This is a genomic window from Sediminibacillus massiliensis, assembly GCF_900156915.1.
Taxonomy (GTDB): Bacteria; Bacillota; Bacilli; order Bacillales; family Amphibacillaceae; genus Sediminibacillus_A; species Sediminibacillus_A massiliensis.
Genome location: NZ_LT732535.1, coordinates 3,845,536 through 3,867,717, shown reverse-complemented (window position 1 = coordinate 3,867,717; position 22,182 = coordinate 3,845,536). Strand labels below are relative to the sequence as shown.

The window sequence follows — 22,182 nt, the reverse complement described above, 5'->3', positions numbered from 1 at the left end:
AGTGTCGTCAGCACTGAGGTGCGAGTGGTGATCAGTCGTTGCTTCTTCCCAGAATCCTACGGCTGATCATTTTTGTTAAGAAAATACTGTCTGTTAATTGGTTGTCACCTCCTAATCAATTAATGAGTACATACCGCTTTCCTCTACTTCTATCACCTCCTTAAAGGTGTGGTCAGTCAGGAGTAACTACTCCAAGATTTCGCTTGCTGTTTCCATGAAATTGTCTGCTGCTTCTTCTACTGTTAAGTCACCAAATGCGATTGCACTAGCATTATCACCAAAAGCTTCTTCTACCTGGTTGATCCCTAAGGGAGCATATGGAGCGGGACGAGCATAATCGACGGAAAGCGGCAATTTCGCTGGCACTCACCTCCTTTAGTGTAAAATTAGAAACTGCGGGAATTATTTGATTTGAAATTCTTCTTGTTGGAGTATCAAATATCATTAAAATGGACGCATTTTCCTGTGGTCTGTTTAGCCGAGGTGTCCATGAAGCAATATCGGAAGAATATATTGGTCTCTTAACCTACCAGTATTGTAAGCGCTTTATTTTCATCCTAAAAAAATAATCCCCCCTTATACTTTTGATTTAATATTTCCACAAGACTCTCGAACGATTAATTGTGGTTCCAAGATTATTGTCTGCCCTGTTTGAAAAGATGGATCTTCAATGGAATTAATTAAATTACGTGCAGCCAACCTTCCCATTTCATATCCCGGCTGCCAGATGGTAGTCAAAGGTGGAGTCAGATGCCTAGCCCAGACTGTTTCATCATAACTTACAATGCCAATGTCAACGGGTATTTCTAATCCCATCTCTTTTATAGCTTCAATTACTTCCATGGTAAGCATGTTATTCGTTGAGAATATTGCATCGATCTCTGGATTTTCTTTCAAAAACTGTATTGTTTCTTTTTTAACATTTCCCTTTTGTTGATCTACTTCCAATACCAAAAAGTCTTCTGGCATGAAGTTGTTGGCAAGTAGGGCTTTTTGATAACCTTCCTTCCTTTCCCTCCATGGACTCACAAATCTATTATCATAGAGAACAACCGCAACTTTTTCCCTTCCGTTTTTAAGGAGATGGTCTACAGCTGTCTTAGCTCCCTTGACATTGTCCATTACAACATTCAAAGCTGACAGATCTCCCACACGCCTGTTAATAAATACTAATGGAAGCTTCGAATCAGCCAGTTTCTGATAAATGTGATTGTTCTGCGCAGTAGGGTGCAATACAATTCCATCTACCTGTCTCATCTGGAATTCCTTTATAAACTGCTCCTCAACGGTAGGATCTTCGTTCGAATTACAAATCATTAAGTTATAACCAAGTTCCCGACATGTATCTTCCACACCTTCAAGAACGGTTGTCCAGAAAGGGTTCTTGAGGTTTGACAATACCATGCCTATTATATTTGTCTTCATAGATTTCAAGCTTTTGGCTAAAGCGTTTGGACTGTAATCCAATTCTTTTGCCGCATTTAAAATCCTTTGTTTTGTTGCTTCTGTAGTATGAGAAAAATTACCATTTAAGACACGAGATACCGTAGTTTTCGATACACCCGCCTTTGATGCTACATCAGCAATCGTCACCTTCATTGCCATCACCATTTTCTTTATAAACTTATTTCTTTTATTGGCAACCGTTTTAGGAAACCGATAACCTAATAAAAAGATACCTTTTATTCTAATATCTGTCAACATATATTTAAAATTCTCTGAATTATACTATTATTTACTTAAGACCGCATACAAAAAAATAATCAGCTATAGTGCTGATTATTTTTGAGCAATGCATAATGTGTGACACCTGAGATTAATCACGCTTTTACTTCCTGAACTTTACCAGATTCTCATTCAAGCTTTTTGTGTCTTTATATACATCTTGATATAACGCAAACAATTCCTTATAGGTCTCGGTGTTTTCTTTATTAGGTACATATTCTTTATCTTCTTTAAGGAAGCTGTCTGCACATTCTTTTAGAGAGTTAAACCAGCCCGAGCCATAAGCAGCTAACATGGCTGCTCCCATACCAGGCCCTTGTTCGCTTGCTAGTCTAACAATCTTGGCGTCGAATATATCCGCCTGCATCTGCAGCCAGGTTTCGTTTTGTGCTCCTCCGCCGATAGAGACGATCGTATCAATCGTTTTTCCATTTTTTCTAAAAATGTCGATTGATTCATTCAGGGAGAATGTGATCCCTTCCAGTACAGATCTAACAAAATCGATTCGTTTATGAGAACTGTCCATGCCGACAAAGCTTGCTCTTATCGCTGCATCTGCATGTGGAGTTCTTTCTCCAGCTAGGTAAGGAGTGAACAACAATCCGTTTGCGCCTGCAGGAACCTTCTCTACGCCTTCGAGCAGTTCGTCGAAACTTTCATCCTTGGCAAAGACGTCTTTAAACCAACTCAGGCTGTATCCAGCTGCTAGTGTCACACCCATCGTGTAATAGACATTCTCCGCACCATGGTTAAAATAATGGACCTTCCCTTGAAAGTCTTTGTCGTCGCTTTCTTCATAGGAGAGAACAACACCTGAAGTCCCAATACTGCAAAGCGTCTTACCTTCCTCCAGGATGCCTGAACCTATCGCACCGCACGCGTTGTCTGCTCCGCCGGCAAATACTCCGGTAGATTCAGAGAGGCCTGTTTTTTCCACCACTTCTGCTGTCAGTGTTCCTACTTTATCATGCGATTCGACTAAAGGAACACATAAGGAAACATCTATGCCGACCCGGTCACAGATTTCCTGGCTCCATTGTTTTTTCCCGATATCCAGTAATAAAGTACCGGCAGCATCAGAATATTCCATTTGCAATTGGCCTGTCAGTTTGTAGCGAAGATAATCCTTAGGCAGAACAAAGCTTTCCGCTTTTTCGAAAACCTCTGGTTCATACTGTTTCACCCATAATATTTTCGGCAGGGTAAATCCTTCCAATGCAGGGTTCTTCGTTATTTGCAGTAACGTTTCTTCTCCTACATTTTCATAAATCTGCTTGCACTGTTCAGTAGTACGGGTATCATTCCAAAGAATGGCATTCCGTAATGGAACGTTATTTTCATCAAGTAGAACAAGACCATGCATTTGACCGGAAAAGCTAATTCCTTCGATGTCTGTAATGTCACCTTGAAAATTCCGGACTAGATCAGACAGTCCTTCTACTGTCTGATCTACCCATACTTGAGGATCCTGTTCACTGTAGCCTGTTTTCTCCTGTATTAAAGGATACGATTTAGAAACTTCCTGGGTAATCTCCCCGTTCTGATTGACGAGCAGAATTTTGACCGCACTTGTCCCTAAATCAACCCCAACAACATACTTCATAAGGACCACCTCTCAACAACATTTTCCGGAAAAATTATTTACCAGCGTATGCGTTCAACAAATATTGGTTGATTGTCGCTTTAATTTTTTCCGTACGACCGGATTTGTTTTTGATTTCAGTCAGGTTCAAGGCATGGTCTTCTAACTTATGGAAGTCTGTTCTGCCTTCCACGATATCCAATCCAATACCTTCTGTGTAAGTCTGATAACGATCTTCGACAACGTTATCCAACACTTTGTCATCGACAAGCTTCTGAGCTACTTTGAACCCGATTGCAAAGCTGTCCATACCAGCAATATGTGCATGGAATAAGTCTTCCGGATCGAAGGAGCCTCTTCTTACTTTCGCGTCGAAGTTCAATCCACCACGGCCCAAGCCGCCGTTTTTGATGATTTCATACATTGCAAGAGTAGTAGAGTACAAGTCTGTCGGGAATTCATCTGTATCCCAGCCTAACAGTGTATCACCCTGGTTGGCATCGACAGATCCCAGCATACCGTTGATCCGGGCATAACGGAGCTCATGCTCGAATGTATGACCTGCAAGAGTTGCATGGTTTGCTTCAATGTTAAATTTGAAGTGATCTTGTAATCCGTATTTTTGAAGGAATGCATAACCGCTGGCAACATCGAAGTCATATTGATGTGTTGTCGGTTCTTTCGGCTTTGGCTCGATCAAGAACTGTGCATCGAAACCGATTTCTTTTGCATAGTCGACAGCCATGTGATAGAAACGGCCCAAGTTGTCCAACTCAAGTTTTAAATCTGTGTTCAACAATGTTTCATAACCTTCACGGCCGCCCCAGAACACATAGTTTTCTGCTCCTAGTTCTTTACCGATCTCCAAACCTTTTTTCACTTTGGCTGCAGAATAAGCAAAGATATCTGCATTGCTCGAAGAAGCAGCACCATGGGTGAAGCGCGGGTTTGTGAAGTTATTCGCTGTATTCCAAAGCAGCTTTGTTTTGCTGTCTTTCATGTAATCTTTGATCATGCTGACGATTGTATCCAGGTTTTGGTAAGTTTCTCTCAAATTGCTTCCCTCTGGAGCGATATCCACATCATGGAAGCAGAAGTAAGGAACACCCAATTTTTCAAAGAATTCAAAAGCCGCTTCCACTCTGGCTTTCGCTAAATCCATTCCAGTGTATTTATCCCATGGACGGATCATCGTACCTGCACCAAACGGATCAGAGCCATCGGCGACGAAAGTGTGCCAGTATGCTACACCAAAACGAAGATATTCCTCCATTGTTTTACCGCCGATTTTCTCTTCTGGATTATAAAATTTAAATGCAAATGGATTCGTTGAAGCAGGTCCTTCAAATTTAATCTGGTTAACGTTTTCAAAATAAGCCATTGTAAAACCTCCCTGAATTGAATAAATATTTAAATTAGGCTTGAGCATGCCACTTGTAAAATGAATAAAAAGGTTGCCGCCCCCTTTTACAGGAAGCTGCACTATGTATGGATGCCCTCCTAAATTGTAACTGCTTACATTTTGTATTATATCAGTAGCAGAAGAGTTTGTCTATCAATTAAACAAAGTTTATAATAAACTAGTAAAATATTTATAAGAGTAAGGAATAATGCGATTTTTGATGACTTTTTACAATAGTGTACTGCTGTCCCGCTATTTGTTTTATAATAAGAAGATATTGGAGGTTCCTCTAATAACGCAGAGTCATCATCTGTCACATTTTATTCTTTTTTAACACTGGCCGACAGACAATCAACCTAGACCTAAAAGGAGGACTCCTTATGAACGCTACGAGTAGTTTTTTATACAGGAGCATGGAATGGATTACTAGATTCGCCTACGCAAACTTGCTATGGTTCCTTTTCACCCTGATGGGGGGTGTATTGCTGGGTATCTTCCCGGCAACTACCGCTTTATTTGCTTTAAACCGGGAATGGCTGAAAGGCAATGGTGACCTTCCTGTGTTCCGGACATTTTGGACATATTACAAGAAAGATTTCCTGAAAAGCAATCTTCTCGGCTTATTCCTTGGAGCCGCCATTTTGCTCATTGTGATAGATTTCTTGTTCATGCACGTGAATACCAATGATCTGTGGAAAATTGCTTACCTACCATTATTTGGTTTCATGGCACTGTTTGTATTATTTTTCTTTTATGTGTTTCCCGCGTTTGTCCATTTTGATTTAAAAGTGGGCCAAATAATGAAAAATGCTTTCTTGATTATGCTCATTAATCCAATCCACAGTTTTTTGATGGCTGTCTGCCTTGTTTCCATTTTTCTTATCATGAGGGCAATTCCTGCATTGGCGTTTATTTTCGGCGCCAGTGTTTATGCATTCATCACCATGTGGATCAGCTACCATGCTTTTAACAGAACGAGAAATAAGAATAAGCAGGCATAAAAAGCATTCCGACAGTTGAAAAGGTTTCCTTTTCAAGGTGCAGATTGACAAAATGACGTGTGAATTGGCACACGTCATTTTTGTGGTTATATATGAAGGTTTTATCCGTTTTTCAGACTGAATTGGAATCCAAATAATTATTCCTTACTTTTTTGTTTTAAAAGTAAAGGTGCCATATTTAGTAAAATCGAAACAATTGTCAAAAACCATAATGCCCTTTCCATACCAGGAACTACATCCGATAAAGCTGCCCAATCTTCCACTTTTACCCACCGAGATACAAGACTGTATTCAGCACAAAGTGTTAATGCTGTAAATGATAATCCCATCGCCATAGCAAGCTTATAATCCTTTCCAGCTTTATATAAATAAAGATTTATAAGAGTTGCTGCTATAGCAATTACGCCCAATATTACCCACATAACCATGCCCCCTTTCTTATTGAGCAAATCTGCCCATTCGTTTAAAAATTCCCCATCACAAACTCTATATTTAATTTAACATAGGCATTCAAAAAAATGGCAACTTTTAACAAATGTCGTCTTCTCACCTATCTACCCATCTCATGGATGCCAACAATACAAAAAAGCCTTACCATTAAATATGGCAAGGCCTTGACCAATAACTGGTTTTATTCGGATTCTTCCAGCCAAAGGATGCTTGTAACACCCCTCGGATAATATTTACTGCCGATGATCTCGCCTGATAAGATCTGATCACTCCAGCTCCAGACGGACAATTTTGGATGGGTAAGCCATTTCACATGTGCAGCATCGGCTTCTGTTCCGCCTTCATCCTGATAATTCAATATATGGCGTGAGATGAACTGACTTAGATAGATTTTGCTTAACCAGGAATTATTGCTTGTCGAAGACAGTTTCCAGCCTCCATCCTCAAACCGGCAGCTTCCATCCTTCAAGACAGAATCAAGGTGGTTTTTCAACACTTTTATATAACTGCCGAAACGCCCCTCCGGATCCAAAGCTTCCTGATTGTTTGTATAATAAGGGAATACAAGTCCTTCTATTGCAGGAATGATTTTGGAATCGTTGTTTTCACCGATGACAGCCGGAACATAGCCATCTGGAGTAACATTATCGACGATGGTCTGTGCGCATTTTTCAGCCTGGCTGCCAGCTTGTGCTGCCAATTCCTTTTGCCCTTTGTCATGAAAAATCTTTTCAAAAGCTACATAGGAAGCCCAGATTTTGCCGGCAAGATAAATATTGTTTCGGGCCTGACCTAACGAAACATCAAGACTGTCGTAAGTCGTTATCTCAGCTCCCCCCATTACTCTCGAGGAATCAAGTCCCATCAAACCGTTGCGCTTGTCGGGATCAGGATGGTCACGATTTATCATGCTGTGAAAACAACTTTCAAAAACATCAAGATTATTATCCAGCCATTGTTGATCTTTTGTCTGTTCTACATAAACGGCCGCTGTTAACACCCAATTCACCAGCTGTTCATGTGTCATATGGGAAAAGCATCCATCGATTCCGTACAATTCGTAAGAGGAATAATGTGGACGGCTGATTGTGTTCGCTACTCCCATATCATGTGTGAAGCTTATTCCTCCAGGATACAGCTTCTCTTCTCCCGGAAAACGGACTTCATCTGTATAACTAAACCGTTCAATGAACATATCAAGTTCGTTTTTGACCGTCCACGGGTTCATCTTCAGTTCAAAGAACAACTGATCAACGGTCAAATCAAAGGTGTTCATCATCCGATATTCACCTTCATTCACTACCCAGAACGGTTTGTCCTCACGGAGCAATAACTGCGTACTTCCATAGTAACTCCTGATTGAATGGGCAAGCATGAATTTCTGATCTTCAGATAAGTGGGTTGCATTATCGACCATATCGTTCGCTTTCAACGCCCTATCTTTGATTTGGTCGAAGTTTTCCAACGCAAACTCTGCTACTTCTTCTATGTTTTGGAAATACTTCGTGTAATAATAGGAGCTATCCATACCGGCAGTCACGAGTCCGCCTCTGTAAAAACAAACAGCAAACTGATAGGTGACTTTTTCACCGGCAGGAACGTCGGCAATTAGCGTTCCGACAGGGCCGAGCCCAAATGCCCAGTTCTCTTCGAATGGAGTAGTGAGTATGTTTTCGACACTGAAATGCAAAGCCGATTTGACCGTGTCACGAGATGCTGCGAGAGCAGTAAACCTGCCTTGTCCTATCCCGGCTAATTCTTCTGTCGTGGCATCAAGCCTTCTCATGGAACTGTATGGGTCACTACCTTCATAACCAAAGAAAGCACGGCGTTTTTTCGTACCTTTGGTATTATCAACCGTCAATTCTGCTAGTACTGCCGGAAGCAGTGTTCGTTTCAATTCATCTTCGGAAGCAGTCTCCGGATTTTCTACCGGTTGGACTTGTGAATAGATGGTGAAGGTAATATCGCCGGCTTTCCAAGTATCACTGCCAAGTCGGAAATCACGTTCCACTTCTTCTTTAGGAAAAGCATGAATGATTTCCGGCTTATCAGGATCCGGGTCAGGGTTTTCGATATCATAACGCTTACTTTCATCTTCACTGGAACCGAAGAATGGCAGTGCCTCATAATGCCCTTCTTTTTCCAATGACTCTAATCCGATAAAGACATTTTTACGCGGGGATCTGCCCAATTCCACATCCAACCCGCCGCCATTGCCAGGAAAACCTAACGTGAAGCTCGAAAATGCTCCAATGGGGGAATGGTGGGCATTGAAAAATTTATTATCCAAATCTGTTCTTCCTTTCCGCCATATTATAGTAAATAAAATTTACCCTTTAACAGCACTTGCAGAGATACCTTCCACAATTTTGTTACTGAAAAAGAAAAATGCTACAAGGACAGGTAGAACACTGATTACCAATGTTGCTCCGATTGCGCCCCAGTCCGTCATATATTGGCCGACAAAGTTTTGGATACCAACAGTCAATGTCTTGTACTTATCTGAACTGATGAACGTATTGACGAATACAAATTCATTCCAGTTATAAATCATATTGATAATAACCGTGGTAGACATCACCGGAATGGTCATCGGCATGATGATACGGAAAAACAAGCGATGGATAGAACAACCGTCGATAATGGCTGCCTCTTCAATTTCCCTTGGCAATGTATAATAAAATCCGAGCAAAATCATCATCGTGATCGGCAGGTTATAAGCAGTATAGGTGATGATGATCGACAATGGATTATCAATCAAGTTTACACTTAAAAACATGCTGTAAAGCGGGATCAAAGAAGAATGAATCGGAATCATCAAGCCAACCATGAATAAGCCTAATGCCAATTTATTTAATTTCCAGTTCATTCTTGTAATCGCGAATGTCGCCATACTCGCCAAGATAACCGTTAACAAAATGGCAGCTACTGTGTACCAAACACTATTTAAAAAGTAAACACCGATGTTTCCTTCCCATACTTTTACATAGTTTTCCCATTTAAGCTCTTCTGGCAGGGAAAGCGGTGGCGAGGCAAAGATTTCCCTGCTGTCTTTCAGCGAGAATAAAACCAGCCAGGCAAGCGGGAATATTTGAAAGACCGCAACAAGTGCCAGACATATATAAAGAATGGTATAACCTAATTTACCCATAGCGATTGCCTCCCTTAATACTGTAATTCATCTTTATCTGCAGTAAGTTTTCTGATCAAAACAGTGACAATCAACGTGATAATCAACAACAAGAAACCGATGGCACTTCCATATCCAAAGTCATAGCTGGCAAACGCGAGCTTGTACATGTATGAAGCCATAACTTCACTGGCACCACTCGGCCCCCCGCCGGTCATAACATAAATCAAATCGAAGTATTTCAATGAACCGACAATAGCCAGGACAATCGTCACTTTCACCACACCCATGATCAGTGGAAGTTTGATTTTATAAGCTATTTCAAAAGCCGATGCTCCGTCAATTTTTGCTGCTTCAATTAGAGAATCTGGAATGTTTTTCAATGCTGCATAATAAATCAAAATGTAAAAACCGGCATACTGCCATAAAATCGGAATGAATATGGCATACAACACGACCGAAGGGTCCCCTAACCATGCCGGAGGATTATCAATGCCGAACCAGCCTAGTAAACTATTTAAAATACCGTTCGCTGGATTATAGATTTTAATCCAAAGCTGGGCAATCGCTACAGAAGATAGCAACATTGGTACCAAATAAATCTTGCGAAGCAAATCTGCCCCTTTAATTTTGGAAGCCAGAATCAGCGAAATGGCTAAATAGATGACAAGACTAAGCGTTGAGAAGACAGCCAGCAAGAATGAATGGCCGGCACTTTCCCAGAATTTCGCATCTTGAATTGCTGCAATGTAGTTTTCCAGTCCGATGAACGTCATATCCCCGATTCCATCCCAGTCCATCAAGCCGTAATATCCCGTCAGGATCAATGGAATATAGATCAACACACCAATCAACAATAAAGCCGGCAGGGTATATAACGCTATCATCAATTTGTTTGACATAACTTTGTTCATAAGCTTCAACCCCAAATCCTTTATGTATTGGAAAAGGACACACCGAGAGATATGTCCTTTTCACTTAAGGCATTTATTTTCCAGTTTATTCCTCTTCAGCTAATGCTTCTTCTTGTAATTCAGTGAATTCTTCCGGTGTAATTTCTCCGCCAAACAAGGATTGAATAGCATCCAAGTGAACTTGGGCAACTTCCGGACTCATTTGTACGTCGGCAAATAGAGTGATATTGCTCGCTTGATTCAACTCATCCAAAACATCGATATACATTTGCGGAAGCTCAACTGCTTCTGTATCGACTTTTGTCGCCGGAATTACACCTGCATCCGTAACTGCCTGTTCGCCCCAATTCTCTACGAAATACGCTGCAAAGTCTTTCGCTTCTTCTTTCACATCAGAATTTTCGGCTACGAATAGTCCCACACCAGGTCCACCAACCCAGCTATTCAAATCGCCTTGTCCTTCAACAGTAGGGAAACCGAAGAAACCGACATTATCTCTGAACTCTTGTGGTACTTCTTCATTCGTTGTGTAGTTCGGCAAGTCCCAAGAACCGATTAAGTACATTGCTGCCTGGCCATTCATAAACAAGCTTTTTGCTTCTTGATCAGATAGCGCATTGTATCCATCTGCGAAAGCGTTCAAATCGACAAGTTCCTGTACCTTTGAAGCCGCTTCCACAAGAGCCGGATCTTCAAAAGAACCAGAGCGGTCAATGGCTTTTGTCAGTGTTTCTGCTCCGCCAATTCGATCAGCAAGGTACATATACCACAAAGAGCCTGTCCATCTATCTCTGTTACCGAGTGCTATTGGAGCAACACCGTTATCTTGCAATGTTGTTACGACATTTTGAAACTCTTCATATGTTTTCGGTACTTCTAATCCATTCTCTTCAAATATCGCTTTGTTGTAGAAAATAGGTGCGATATTCAATTCAAGCGGAAGGCCGTAAGTATTGTCATCGATAGCATATGCTTCCGTCGTACCTGATACAAACTGATCTTGTAAACCATCTTCTAAAACATCATTTAAAGGCGCGAACATTTCACCATCAACATACGGCTCCAAGAAACCGGCAGCCCATGTCATTCCCACATCTGGAAGTTCTCCTGAAGTCGACAGGACTTTCAATTTCTCTTTATATTGTTCATTTCCTAAAATCTCTAACTCTACATTTACATCAGGGTTGTCTGCTTCATAGTCCTCAACTATTTTGTTAACGATTTCATAATGGTCTTTAGAACTTCCTTCTGGCCATAAATGCATGAACTCTACAGTTTTCTTATCACTATCTCCGCTAGCTCCTTCTCCACCACCTGAACAACCTGCAAGAACCAGCAGTACTGTAGCTAATACAGCTGCAAAAGATGCAATCGCTTTCTTTCTGAACATTAACCTTACCCCCTATATTTTTGTAAACGCTTTATCAATTTACAAATATAGAATAGCAGATAAAAACTTGTTTGTCTACTGGATAAACTAAGTTTATAATAGAATTATAGAAAGAAAGCTAGGAGAATAGTTGTAATCCCCCTCGAAATATAGGAAAAGATAGGGAAAAAGAAGGACCTGTCAATGATGCCGAAAAGTCTTAGCCCTTTTTTCAAGACAATTAATTAATTTTTTGTATAAAAATTGTAAAAGGTACAGTAGCGGAATCAGAATAATTATGCTAACCTTTAATCATCCAATAGATTTTGTGAACAGCTTTTGACCAAAAAAGGAAATTTGAATGACTCATTAATTGAGCTGCTATCCTATCCTCGCCACCTATTGAACTTAACCTATACTCCACCATCCAACACCACCAAATTCCCACTCGGACATAAAATTGATTTTGCAGTTTTCGCTAATGACAGCGCATTCAAAAACAATCGCCAAAACTGAACGCAACGCACATGGTATTTAAGAAGGAGGATCATGATGGAAATAAGTGCAAACAAGACATGGAACCAATTTGTAGTTAAAAAGGGAAACAAATCATTAGTTTTAGACATGATAAAAGAGTATGCTCCTCTTTCACGTGCCGATATTGCTCAACGAACTGGTTTAAATAAAGGTACTGTATCCTCCCTCGTCAATGAGCTGCTTGAGGAACAGTTAATCAGTGAGTCCGGCCCCGGAGAGTCCAGCGGGGGCAGAAGGCCTGTCATGCTCCTATTCAATCATATAGCCGGCTATTCAATCGGTATCGACCTCGGTGTCAATTACATATTGGGAGTTCTTACCGATCTTCAGGGAAACATCCAGCACGAGAAAAAGATTTACTATAAACGCATATCCTATCAGGAAAGTCTGACCCAGTTGTTTGAAATGATCAATCATTTAATATCTGTTGCCCCTCCAAGTCCCTATGGAATAATCGGAATTGCTGTGGGGGTTCCCGGTACAGTAAGCAACAGCGGCGAAGTGCTGCTTGCCCCGAACCTCGGATGGAAAAATGTTCATTTGAAAACAATTCTCGAACGGAAATTCCGGCTTCCGATCACAATCGAAAATGAAGCGAATGCAGGTGGTTATGGGGAAAAGAAATTTGGTGCAGGGAAAGATTACAATAATCTTGTGTATGTAAGTGCAGGCATCGGTATTGGTGTCGGTCTTATTCTGAACGAAAAGTTATACAAAGGCCGAAATGGCTTTTCCGGTGAACTGGGACATATGACCATCCAGGCAGAAGGACGTGAATGTCGTTGCGGCAACAGGGGATGCTGGGAATTATATGCATCTGAACAAGCCTTGCTGCTGGAAGCAGATAAGGCAGGAATCCAACCTTCAAAAGCAGATGGCTGGACATTGGAAGATTTAATTGAAGAGGCCGAGAACGGCAATGAGGAAATTATTCGGCTCTTTGAAAAAACCGGCGATTATTTAGGAATAGGACTCAATAATATAATCAATATTTTTAATCCCGAACAAATTATCATCGGAAACAGAATGGCTCTATCAGAGGAGTGGCTCATGAAGACACTGGAACAGCGAATGGTCAGTCACACATTATGGTTCCAGCATAAAGATTTGCATATAGATTTCGCAGAGTTATCCACCTATTCCACTGCTTTGGGGGTATCAGCCCTTTCGGTGGAACGTTTTCTCAGTGTCGATGTCAGCAAGAAAATCCTGAATAATTGATAACACACATTAAGAGGCTTATCCAGATATCCGGATAAGCCTCTTTTTATTAGTTCCTCACTGTTTCCCATTTCCTTGAATTAGAAGATCGTTCCACTGCTTCCAATATAGCTTGATTCTTAACACCGTCTTCAAAATTTGGCGCAGGCTGTACATTGCCGGTTATTCCGTGTAAGAATTCATGGATTAAATGGATAAATGTATGCTCATATCCGATAATATGTCCCGGCGGCCAATAAGCCCCTGCATAAGGGTGCTCCTCCTCTGTACAACTGATTGTCCTGAACCCTTGCAATCCGGCTTCGTCTTCCGCAAAGTAGACATCAAGCGTGTTCATATTCTCCATATCCCAGCGAAGGGATCCTTTTTCCCCATTTATTTCAAATTTATTCTTGTTGCGGTTCCCACCGGCAAACCTTGTCGCTTCAAACGTTCCAAGTGTACCGCTCTCAAACTTGGCTATGAAAGCAACAGCATCATCCACTGTCACTTCGCCATACTCACTGTTGTCCGCCTGGCCCTTCAACCCTCCTGCCATTTCACCTGCAGGACGCTCCTTAATAAAGGTTTCCATCGTACCAACTACTTCAGTAATCTCCCCAACCAAAAAGCGGGCTAAATCGATACTGTGTGCACCGATATCGCCAAGTGCACCAGACCCTGATACTTCTTTTTTCAGACGCCACACCAACGGGAATTCGGGGTCCATGATAAAGTCCTGCAAATAATTCGCACGAAAATGATAGATGTGCCCCAATTTGCCATCCTCAATAAGTTTCTTTGCGAATTGGACAGCCGGCGCGAACCGGTAGTTATGACAAATCATGTGTTTGACATTATTTTCTTTGACTGCCTGAAGCATTTCCCTGGCTTCTTCAAGGGTCAAAGCAAGAGGTTTTTCCGTTATGATATGCTTTCCGGCTTTGGCTGCAGCTATCGCAATTTCCGCATGGGTATGGTTTGGCGTAACAATATCGACGACATCGATATCCTCACGTTCGATCAATTTCCGCCAATCTGTTTCGTAAGATTCCCAACCCATTTGTTCGGCGGCATCCTTCACCGCTTCTTCTTTTCTACCTGAAACTGCTCTAAGGACCGGTTTAATCTCCGTGCCAAAAAAGAATGGCAAATCCCTGTATGCATGGCTGTGTGCTTTCCCCATAAACTGATAACCGATCATCCCGATTCGTATTTCCCGTTTGGCTACGCCCACCACATTTCACCAACCTTTTCTTTGATCAATGCACCTTTCAATAGTGAAACAGCTTTAGTAAATCCTTCCTCGACGGACATCAGGCTGTCTTCGTGTTCAATGCTTACCGCTCCTTCATATCCTGCCAGCTGCAAAGCGCTGATGATGTTCTTCCAAGTCTCTTCCCCATGGCCGTAACCGATTGTCCGGAAAATCCAGGAACGGTTCAATTCATCGCCGTACGGCTTTGTATCCAATACCCCATTAGTAGCCGTGTTGAGCTGGTCAATGGCGGTATCTTTTGCGTGGAAATGATAAAGGGCATCATGTTTGGCAATCTCCCGGATGCTTGCCACAGGATCCATGTTCTGCCAGAATAAGTGACTAGGATCAAAGTTCACTCCGATATTGTCCCCGCATTCTTCCCTGAGACGGATGGCTGTTTCATTATTGTAAACAACAAATCCAGGGTGCGGCTCAATTGCCACTCTTACTCCATGCTCCCTCAAAAACCTGCTCTGTTCTTTCCAATAAGGAATGACCCTTTCTTTCCACTGCCAGTCTACTACTTCCGAGTGGTCTTCCGGCCATGGGCATGTAACCCAAACCGGAAAGCGGGAATGCTCCGATTCACCCGGGCAACCGGAAAAGGTCACGACGGTGTCGACTCCGATTTTTTCTGCAAGTTTGACAGTATCCAGGAATTGCTGATGATGAAGATCTGCTATTTCCGGGTTAGGATGAAGCGGATTTCCATGACAGCTCAAGGCGCTGATCGTCAGGTTTCTGGAATCGACAGCCTGCTTGAATTGATGTAATTTATTCTCATCATTAAGGAGTACAGCAGGGTCACAATGCGAGTTGCCGGGATATCCTCCTGTCCCGATTTCGACGCTATCCAGACCCGATTCCACAATAGTATCCAACGCCTCTTCTAATGGTTTGTCACCAAACAAAACTGCAAATACACCCAACTTCATATCTTTCACTCCTTTAATTTTATATAACGATCAAACCTATATCAGCTTGGCAGATCGCAAAATCTATTTCTCTTGTAAAGTATCCAAAGCAGCCGCTTTTTCCGATAGAAGGAGTTCATCGAAGTTCTCTGCTGATATACCAACCGGAAACGCCGGCGGCTTACTGCAACTATTTTTCAGGTAATAGTGCCTGTCTTGTTCTGAAGCAATATGGAATCCATGCATCACTTCCAAGACGTGGTACGCAAGCTCGGCATTTGCTCTCGGCTTTCTTTCTCCCAAGATGGCATGTGCCATATCCGCGACGCCAAGGCCCCGGCTGTTCTCCGTGAAACGATGTGTCAGCGGAATTTCCTTCCATTCCGTGTGTTCTTTCCGCCGTACATAGACAGGACCACAAAAATGGTTCGGATCCGGCACAACCAAACTTCCCTCCGTTCCGTATATTTCTATGTACGGAAGCTGATGATGCCAGGTATCGAAGCTGGTAATGATCGAGGCAACCGCACCGTTTTCAAAGTCCAATACCCCATTTATTTGTGTCGGAGTGTTGACCTGGATTTTTTCACCGAATTTCGGCTCACTTGTGATGGTCCGTTCCGGATAGGTTATTTTCGCTGAACCAGTCACCCTTTTTACCGGTCCCAATAAGGAAACCAATGCCGTTACATAATAAGGACCCATATCGAACATCGGCCCGCCGCCTTCTTGATAATAGAAGCCAGGATCCGGATGCCATCTTTCATGACCGGGAATCATCATGAAAGCTGTAGCTGAAACCGGTTCTCCAATCCAGCCATCATCGATCAGCTTACGGCAGGTTTGAATGCCGCCTCCGAGAAATGTATCTGGCGCATTTCCCGCAATCAATCCTTTTTCTTCTGCCAGTTCGACAATCCTCCTGCCATCTTCCAATGATACTGCAAGAGGTTTTTCGCCATAGACATGTTTCCCAGCTTCCAATGCCGCAACAGCAATCTCTGCATGGACCGCCGGAATGGTAAGATTGATTACGAGATCAATCTCCGGATCAGCGATTAGTTCTTCTGTAGAGCACGCTTTCGGAATGTTATATTCCTCCGCTCTTTGTTGCGCCCTGTTTAAATCAAGATCGGCACAAGCTACAATATCCACCACCCGGAACTTTCTGATGTTTTTAAAATAGATGCTGCTGATATTTCCACAACCGATTAGACCTACGTTTAGTTTGTTCATCGTCTTTCCTCCACTCTACTCTGGCAAGATTATCTTGAAGCCCATTTGAAACCATTTCTCATCAAGGTCATCACTTCCGGCATGCGGACGATTTCCGCCACATGGCCGAGCGAACAATAGTACACTTTTCCTTCTCCCCATTTTTTTGTCCAGACAACAGGCATGTCCACTTCCCCGTTCACCTTATATGGACCCTCTGCCACCGGGAACCTTGTGGTAGCGTGCACTTTAACTGCAGGATCGACATGCATGTAATATTGTTCTGAAACAACTGTAAAATCCTTCATTCCTTCTGTTAGCGGGTGGTCAGGGTCTTTGATATTCACCTGATAAGTCACCCCGTCATTTCCCGGATGCGCTACCCATTGTCCTCCGACCATGAATTGATAATCTGTTTCCATCCGGAACGAGTCCCCGAGTCCTCCATGCAAACCGGCAAGCCCAGTACCTGATTCTACAGCCTGCATCAAAGGTTGGAGCTGTTCTTTGGCAATTTGTCCCTGTGTCCAGTTGGGTACGATGAGGTCATAAGAGGTTAAATCATCTTCTTCCAACGTTGCAAGGGTGTCGGTCACCTTCACATCAAATTCTTCTTCTTTCAAAATCCCTGCCAATATTTCAGCAACCTCAGCAGGTTCATGTCCTTCCCATCCACCTTGGAATATTAATGCTTTTTTCATCTTTTCATCTCTCCTGTCAAAGTAGTAAGTGAAATCAGGTTGTTATGCCCGTTTCATCTTCATGAACACCTTTGGGTCTTTCTATGTTTAAAAAGTGTTCAATGATTGATTAACCGGGATAGAAAAAAGCACACCAAATCGCTAAGTAAGTGATACTTATTTCTTTGGTGTGCTTGAATCATGTTGAATGATTAATTGTTTAGTTCTCTATAAGTGAAATAGTTAAAATCCGCCGGTAGTTTCCTTCCGCTTAAATCCTGCACGCACATCCCCACAAATGTGCCGGTAAATCGAAGCGAATTCAATTCCGCAGCGTCATCCGATAAGTGGCTGATGTCGATTTGTGTTCCTATTTTTATCCATTCCTCTGCATCGAGAGAATAATAGAATTGCAGCAATTCATTGTGAATCTCAGCTTTCAAATAATAATAAGAAGATACAGGCAATGGAATGTCTTTCTCCAAAAGCTCATCATACTGGCCGTATTTTGTTTGGATGATTCCCAGACATGTACCATAGTCTTCATGGTTGGTTATGCGAAGATACACATAATCATCGGTGTCATAATATACAATCAAGCCAGCCATTTGTTGAAAATCTTCAGGCTGATAATCGATCGCTGTTTCCATTTCCACATGAAAACTTTCCAATCTTCTCGCCACAAGACTTTGATGGTGTAAGGAGTTCATCGATTCGCCGCCTTTCAGACGAAGATGCCCCTTTCTTTCCTGCAAGGAAACCCAATCCTCGGTAAACGGCCTTCTCAATGAATTCCAGTATTTTTTCCATTCCTTATCCTCAAAATCATCATGATTGTTCTCTTCTTCAAACGGGACACTCTCTAAGTCCGGTGCAGGAACGGTCCACTGTGGATCTGGGCCCCCTTCTACACGCAGCCAGTTGTCTTCCGTCCAGTAACATTTTTGCAGTGCTGTCTCCCGTCCCAATATGCATTTATCATCTTTCACGGGACGTGCACATAAATGGGCGATATACCATTCTCCATTCTGTGTTTCTACTAGACTTCCATGGCCAGCTTTTTGAAGCAGATTTTTATTCGCTTTATCGGAGGTCAAAATCGGATTATCGGGGTCGACGGTATATGGACCTTGAAGGGACTCAGAACGGGCGACCGTTATTGCGTGGTCATAGCTTGTCCCTCCTTCAGCCGTCATTAAATAGTAATAACCGTCTTTCTTATATACGTGCGGTGCTTCCGTGGCACCCAGTTCTGATCCCCGGAAGATATTTTTGATCGGACCGACAAGCTTCTGTTCTTCCACTGAATATTCCTGAAGGGCAATACCTGCAAAGGAATTGGTTCCTTTCCGATGGTCCCAAATCATGTTTAACAGCCATTTAGACCCATCCTCTTCATGGAAAAGGGAAGGGTCAAATCCGCTGCTATTGAGATAAACCGGTTCAGACCATGGGCCGGTAATGTTTTCAGCGGTAACTAAGTAATTGTGTGTATCTTTAAATGCTCCCCTTCTGCTTTTCACATCTGTGTAAATCAAGTAAAACAAACCATCGGAATAACTCAGGCATGGAGCCCAGACTCCACCGGAATTTATGTTACCGATCATGTCCAACTGGGAAGGCCTCGTTAACGGGTATGTCAATAAACGCCAATTGACCATATCCTTTGAATGGTAGATTTGGACACCTGGGAACCATTCAAAAGTAGATACAGCTATGTAATAGTCATCGTCCACTCGCAGAATGGAGGGGTCTGGATGATAACCGGGCAAAACCGGATTGACAATGTTGTTCAAGCAACTCATCCTTTCCTTATTTAGTATTACACATTTTTGATAACGCTTCCATGATTACGCAAAAAAATATTTGAAGAGCCCTCACTTAGTTTAAGTGATATACAAACTTATTATTATAGTAACTGAAAAGTTAGAAGGGAGCAAGAGACTTTTCGCAAAATTAGAAAAATGTAAACACTTGTCCGAAAAAGTAAATTCAAACATACAAGACCGCAAAAATACTGCCCCAGCCTACCTGTTTGGGCTGGGGCAGTATTTTTGTCATTACCTACGGAAAAAATTCTTCTATCCACTTTTATTAAAAACTTGGACCAATCCTCCAGATACCGAAATCATGTTGTTTTAGGATTTCGGCTTTTGTCAGCTTACCTGAACAAGTAGCGATTATCTCATCAAATAACCTTTCTCCTACATCATCGAGTGATTCGATACCTTCGATGATGGTGCCTGCATTAAAATCTATATTTTCATTCATTTTGTTGTAAAGGAGTGAATTTGTACTGATCTTAATTACTGGAGCTATAGGCGACCCTGTAGGTGTACCTCTACCGGTGGTAAACAAAACAATCTGGGCTCCACCTGCCGTCATACCTGTCAACTGTTCAATATCATGACCTGGAGTATCCATCCATACAAGCCCTTTACGCGTTGGTTTCTCTGCATATGCCAGCACTTCTTGAAGCGTGCTAGTACCCGCTTTATTTGCCGCGCCGAGTGATTTTTCTTCAAGGGAACTAATACCTCCCTTTATATTTCCCGGGCTGGGGTTACCAGTGCGGATATCTATTCCCAGATTCAACGCTCTATCTTCCATGTTTTTAATGATTTCATAAACGTTTTTGGAAACCTGAGGACTTACTGCCCTTTTGGCAAGTAAATGTTCCGCTCCTATTAGTTCAGTTGTTTCGGCAAGTATCGAGGTTCCCCCATTATCTACAATTAAATCACTGACTTTTCCTACTGCCGGATTGGCTGATAAACCAGAACAAGCATCAGATCCCCCGCATTCAGTCCCAACAATCAGTTCACTTAAGTCACATGGTTCTCTCAATTGAGCAGATGCCTCTTGGACAAGCTTAGCTGCTACTTTTGCCCCTTTACTGATTGCATCAAGGGTACCACCTTCATCCTGAATGGAAACCAACTCAACCGGCTTACCTGTTTGAGCCAGTTCACCTGCCACACTTCGCGCCTGGTGGGTTTCGCATCCAAGCCCAAGGACGACTACTCCATACACATTAGGATTGGCACCTAAACCGTAATAGGTCCTAAACGTCTGTTCATAATCATCCCCTACTTGTGTACACCCGTGCTGATGAATAAACGACACTGTTCCATGGACTAGTTCAGTAATTTGTTTGGCTGCTTGAGCAGCACACGTAATTGTGGGCAGAATAAGTACATGATTGCGGGTTCCCACACTTCCATCCGGACGACGATATCCCATAAATGTAGTTCTGTTATTGTTTGGCAAGTTTATCCCCCCGTCCTCTAATTCCTTCTAAATTGTGGATATGGACATGCTGGCCAACTTCAATATCTTCTGTTGCTGTACCAATAATTTCCCCATATTTGAAAATTTCGTGACCTTTGTCGATTTTCCTGACTGCAAATTTATGACCGAATTTAATAGAGTCTTTTAGTTCCACTTCTAAGGGGCCATTATTTGTAATTACAGGGACAACGGCTCCCGCGGGTATATCTTCTAAACAAACTGCAACACTATCAGAATCATTAAGGAAGACGAACTTATATTTTTTCCGATCCATTCCTTCACCCCATATTGATTACTCTAGCCTGCCATAGTAAGCATTTTTGATTATCGTTTCAATATCTTTTGGAGTCGTTAACCTTGGGTTTATAAGGACGTTTCCACTTCTCATAGAATCCTCTACCAGTTTTGGGAGAGCATCTAACTCAACGCCCAACTCTTTTATATTATCCGGAATATCTAGTTCGTTATTAAATTGAATAACTGCTGTTACCGCTTTGCGAGCCGCCTCCATCCTCGAAAGACCTTGTATATTATCTCCAAGTGCATTCGCGATGTCGGCAAATTTCTCTGGACAAGCAGGTAAGTTGTAATTCATTACGAAAGGAAGAAGAGTGGCATTAGCAATACCATGGGGAATGTCATATACCCCTCCCAATGTATGAGAAATTGCATGTACATTTCCCAGTCTTGACTGAGAAAAAGCCGCTCCTGCTAGCATTGAGGCAGTCAGCATACTTTCCCGGCTGTCCAAATCGCTTCCAACAAAATATGCTTTGGAAATATTGGCAGATATCATAGAAATTGCTTTAATGGCAAGAGCCTCACTTACTGGATTCGTAGTTTTAGATGTATAAGATTCGATAGCGTGAGTGAGGGCGTCCATCCCGGTTGCCGCCGTTATACTTTGGGGCAGTCCTACTGTTAACTCTGGATCCAACAGTGCCAGCCTAGGGAATAGATAAGGGCTGATGACTGCTGCTTTAAAATGGGTTTCTTTATTAGTTACAATAGTCGATGCAGTAACTTCACTGCCTGTGCCAGCCGTTGTCGGGATAACCGTAAGAGGCAGTGATTGATTAGGTATCTTGTTAACGCCTTCATAATCAAGGATATTACCTTCGTTGGTAGCCATGACTGCCACGCCTTTTGCTGTGTCTATACTGCTTCCTCCACCAACAGCCAGCACATGATCCGCGCCTTGGCCTTTTAATTTGGCAGCAGCAACCATCATGCTTTCCGATGTAGGATTAGCTATAACATCATCGAAAATCTCATAAACTATCTCCGAAGCATTCAATGCATCTTCTATACCATCCAAAATGCCAGCATTTCTTATACCTTTATCAGTAACAAGGAATACTTGCTTCGCATGTAAACTTTTCAATATTTTTCCGGTGTCTTTAGATATACTTATTCCAGATTCTATCCTAGTCGGAATATTAAACTTATAGTCCAAACTTCACACCCCCAACATCCAAATCATAAATTGGTCAACCTTTATTTATAAA

General features: G+C 42.2%; 19 protein-coding genes. 2 read left to right on the top strand and 17 right to left on the bottom strand.

Annotation, left to right across the window (positions count from 1 at the left end):
* Positions 1–186 precede the first annotated feature (186 nt).
* From CZ434_RS19785 to xylA, 4 genes are all read right to left on the bottom strand, one after another.
* On the bottom strand, positions 187–366 hold the full coding sequence (locus CZ434_RS19785) for a hypothetical protein (RefSeq protein ID WP_077624700.1): 180 nt from the start codon (positions 364–366) through the stop codon (positions 187–189).
* 210 nt (positions 367–576) lie between these two features.
* Positions 577–1,704: a LacI family DNA-binding transcriptional regulator gene (locus CZ434_RS19780; RefSeq protein WP_245831035.1), complete on the bottom strand. Its 1,128-nt coding sequence runs from the start codon at positions 1,702–1,704 to the stop codon at positions 577–579.
* Positions 1,705–1,828: 124 nt separating this feature from the next.
* Entirely contained in the window at positions 1,829–3,328 is a 1,500-nt protein-coding gene (gene xylB, locus CZ434_RS19775) for a xylulokinase (RefSeq protein WP_077624699.1), read from the bottom strand.
* Between the two features lie 34 nt (positions 3,329–3,362).
* On the bottom strand, positions 3,363–4,688 hold the full coding sequence (xylA, locus tag CZ434_RS19770) for a xylose isomerase (RefSeq protein ID WP_077625277.1): 1,326 nt from the start codon (positions 4,686–4,688) through the stop codon (positions 3,363–3,365).
* Positions 4,689–5,089: 401 nt separating this feature from the next.
* Here xylA and CZ434_RS19765 point away from each other — a divergent pair, with 401 nt between their 5' ends.
* Complete coding sequence (locus CZ434_RS19765; RefSeq protein ID WP_077624698.1) at positions 5,090–5,710, top strand: YesL family protein; 621 nt, start codon at positions 5,090–5,092, stop codon at positions 5,708–5,710.
* A gap of 137 nt (positions 5,711–5,847) precedes the next feature.
* On the opposite strand, the gene CZ434_RS19760 is transcribed toward CZ434_RS19765, so the two are convergent.
* The 5 genes from CZ434_RS19760 to CZ434_RS19740 form a co-directional block, all read right to left on the bottom strand.
* On the bottom strand, positions 5,848–6,132 hold the full coding sequence (locus CZ434_RS19760) for a hypothetical protein (RefSeq protein WP_077624697.1): 285 nt from the start codon (positions 6,130–6,132) through the stop codon (positions 5,848–5,850).
* 209 nt (positions 6,133–6,341) lie between these two features.
* Positions 6,342–8,453: a glycoside hydrolase family 52 protein gene (locus CZ434_RS19755; RefSeq protein WP_077624696.1), complete on the bottom strand. Its 2,112-nt coding sequence runs from the start codon at positions 8,451–8,453 to the stop codon at positions 6,342–6,344.
* Positions 8,454–8,492: 39 nt separating this feature from the next.
* Positions 8,493–9,314: a carbohydrate ABC transporter permease gene (locus CZ434_RS19750; RefSeq protein ID WP_077624695.1), complete on the bottom strand. Its 822-nt coding sequence runs from the start codon at positions 9,312–9,314 to the stop codon at positions 8,493–8,495.
* A 14-nt stretch (positions 9,315–9,328) separates the two neighbouring features.
* Entirely contained in the window at positions 9,329–10,207 is an 879-nt protein-coding gene (locus tag CZ434_RS19745; protein WP_077624694.1) for a carbohydrate ABC transporter permease, read from the bottom strand.
* An 85-nt stretch (positions 10,208–10,292) separates the two neighbouring features.
* Entirely contained in the window at positions 10,293–11,597 is a 1,305-nt protein-coding gene (locus tag CZ434_RS19740; RefSeq protein WP_077624693.1) for an extracellular solute-binding protein, read from the bottom strand.
* Positions 11,598–12,134: 537 nt separating this feature from the next.
* Between CZ434_RS19740 and CZ434_RS19735 the strand changes: the two genes are divergently transcribed.
* Positions 12,135–13,334 carry an ROK family protein gene (locus CZ434_RS19735; protein ID WP_095742991.1) on the top strand — a complete coding sequence of 400 codons (1,200 nt, stop codon included), beginning with the start codon at positions 12,135–12,137 and terminating at the stop codon, positions 13,332–13,334.
* 49 nt (positions 13,335–13,383) lie between these two features.
* Here CZ434_RS19735 and CZ434_RS19730 read toward each other — a convergent pair whose 3' ends face one another.
* The 8 genes from CZ434_RS19730 to CZ434_RS19695 all read right to left on the bottom strand — a co-directional run bounded on the left by CZ434_RS19730 (position 13,384) and on the right by CZ434_RS19695 (position 22,130).
* The gene (locus CZ434_RS19730) at positions 13,384–14,517 is read right to left on the bottom strand and encodes a Gfo/Idh/MocA family protein (RefSeq protein ID WP_077625276.1); all 1,134 of its coding nucleotides are present in this window, start codon (positions 14,515–14,517) and stop codon (positions 13,384–13,386) included.
* Positions 14,518–14,540: 23 nt separating this feature from the next.
* On the bottom strand, positions 14,541–15,509 hold the full coding sequence (locus tag CZ434_RS19725) for a sugar phosphate isomerase/epimerase family protein (protein ID WP_077624691.1): 969 nt from the start codon (positions 15,507–15,509) through the stop codon (positions 14,541–14,543).
* Positions 15,510–15,572: 63 nt separating this feature from the next.
* A complete protein-coding gene (locus CZ434_RS19720; RefSeq protein WP_077624690.1) occupies positions 15,573–16,724 on the bottom strand; it encodes a Gfo/Idh/MocA family protein in 1,152 nt (383 codons plus the stop codon).
* 29 nt (positions 16,725–16,753) lie between these two features.
* On the bottom strand, positions 16,754–17,404 hold the full coding sequence (locus tag CZ434_RS19715; protein WP_077624689.1) for a ThuA domain-containing protein: 651 nt from the start codon (positions 17,402–17,404) through the stop codon (positions 16,754–16,756).
* A gap of 191 nt (positions 17,405–17,595) precedes the next feature.
* Complete coding sequence (locus tag CZ434_RS19710; RefSeq protein WP_095742940.1) at positions 17,596–19,179, bottom strand: glycoside hydrolase family 43 protein; 1,584 nt, start codon at positions 19,177–19,179, stop codon at positions 17,596–17,598.
* Between the two features lie 298 nt (positions 19,180–19,477).
* Positions 19,478–20,626 (bottom strand): UxaA family hydrolase, encoded by a 1,149-nt coding sequence (locus CZ434_RS19705; protein WP_077625275.1) that lies wholly within the window; start codon positions 20,624–20,626, stop codon positions 19,478–19,480.
* A gap of 13 nt (positions 20,627–20,639) precedes the next feature.
* On the bottom strand, positions 20,640–20,948 hold the full coding sequence (locus CZ434_RS19700; RefSeq protein WP_077624687.1) for a UxaA family hydrolase: 309 nt from the start codon (positions 20,946–20,948) through the stop codon (positions 20,640–20,642).
* Positions 20,949–20,966: 18 nt separating this feature from the next.
* Positions 20,967–22,130, bottom strand: coding sequence for an iron-containing alcohol dehydrogenase (locus CZ434_RS19695; RefSeq protein WP_077624686.1), 1,164 nt, complete (start codon positions 22,128–22,130; stop codon positions 20,967–20,969).
* Positions 22,131–22,182 lie beyond the last annotated feature (52 nt).

Bases quoted from the DNA above. Each gene is read 5' to 3' on its own strand.
- CZ434_RS19780 (WP_245831035.1), bottom strand. From the start codon at position 1,704: ATGTTGACAGATATTAGAATAAAAGGTATCTTTTTATTAGGTTATCGG.
- xylB (WP_077624699.1), bottom strand. From the start codon at position 3,328: ATGAAGTATGTTGTTGGGGTTGATTTAGGGACAAGTGCGGTCAAAATT.
- xylA (WP_077625277.1), bottom strand. From the start codon at position 4,688: ATGGCTTATTTTGAAAACGTTAACCAGATTAAATTTGAAGGACCTGCT.
- CZ434_RS19765 (WP_077624698.1), top strand. From the start codon at position 5,090: ATGAACGCTACGAGTAGTTTTTTATACAGGAGCATGGAATGGATTACT.
- CZ434_RS19760 (WP_077624697.1), bottom strand. From the start codon at position 6,132: ATGTGGGTAATATTGGGCGTAATTGCTATAGCAGCAACTCTTATAAAT.
- CZ434_RS19750 (WP_077624695.1), bottom strand. From the start codon at position 9,314: ATGGGTAAATTAGGTTATACCATTCTTTATATATGTCTGGCACTTGTT.
- CZ434_RS19745 (WP_077624694.1), bottom strand. From the start codon at position 10,207: ATGAACAAAGTTATGTCAAACAAATTGATGATAGCGTTATATACCCTG.
- CZ434_RS19740 (WP_077624693.1), bottom strand. From the start codon at position 11,597: ATGTTCAGAAAGAAAGCGATTGCATCTTTTGCAGCTGTATTAGCTACA.
- CZ434_RS19730 (WP_077625276.1), bottom strand. From the start codon at position 14,517: ATGATCGGTTATCAGTTTATGGGGAAAGCACACAGCCATGCATACAGG.
- CZ434_RS19725 (WP_077624691.1), bottom strand. From the start codon at position 15,509: ATGAAGTTGGGTGTATTTGCAGTTTTGTTTGGTGACAAACCATTAGAA.
- CZ434_RS19720 (WP_077624690.1), bottom strand. From the start codon at position 16,724: ATGAACAAACTAAACGTAGGTCTAATCGGTTGTGGAAATATCAGCAGC.
- CZ434_RS19715 (WP_077624689.1), bottom strand. From the start codon at position 17,404: ATGAAAAAAGCATTAATATTCCAAGGTGGATGGGAAGGACATGAACCT.
- CZ434_RS19705 (WP_077625275.1), bottom strand. From the start codon at position 20,626: ATGGGATATCGTCGTCCGGATGGAAGTGTGGGAACCCGCAATCATGTA.
- CZ434_RS19700 (WP_077624687.1), bottom strand. From the start codon at position 20,948: ATGGATCGGAAAAAATATAAGTTCGTCTTCCTTAATGATTCTGATAGT.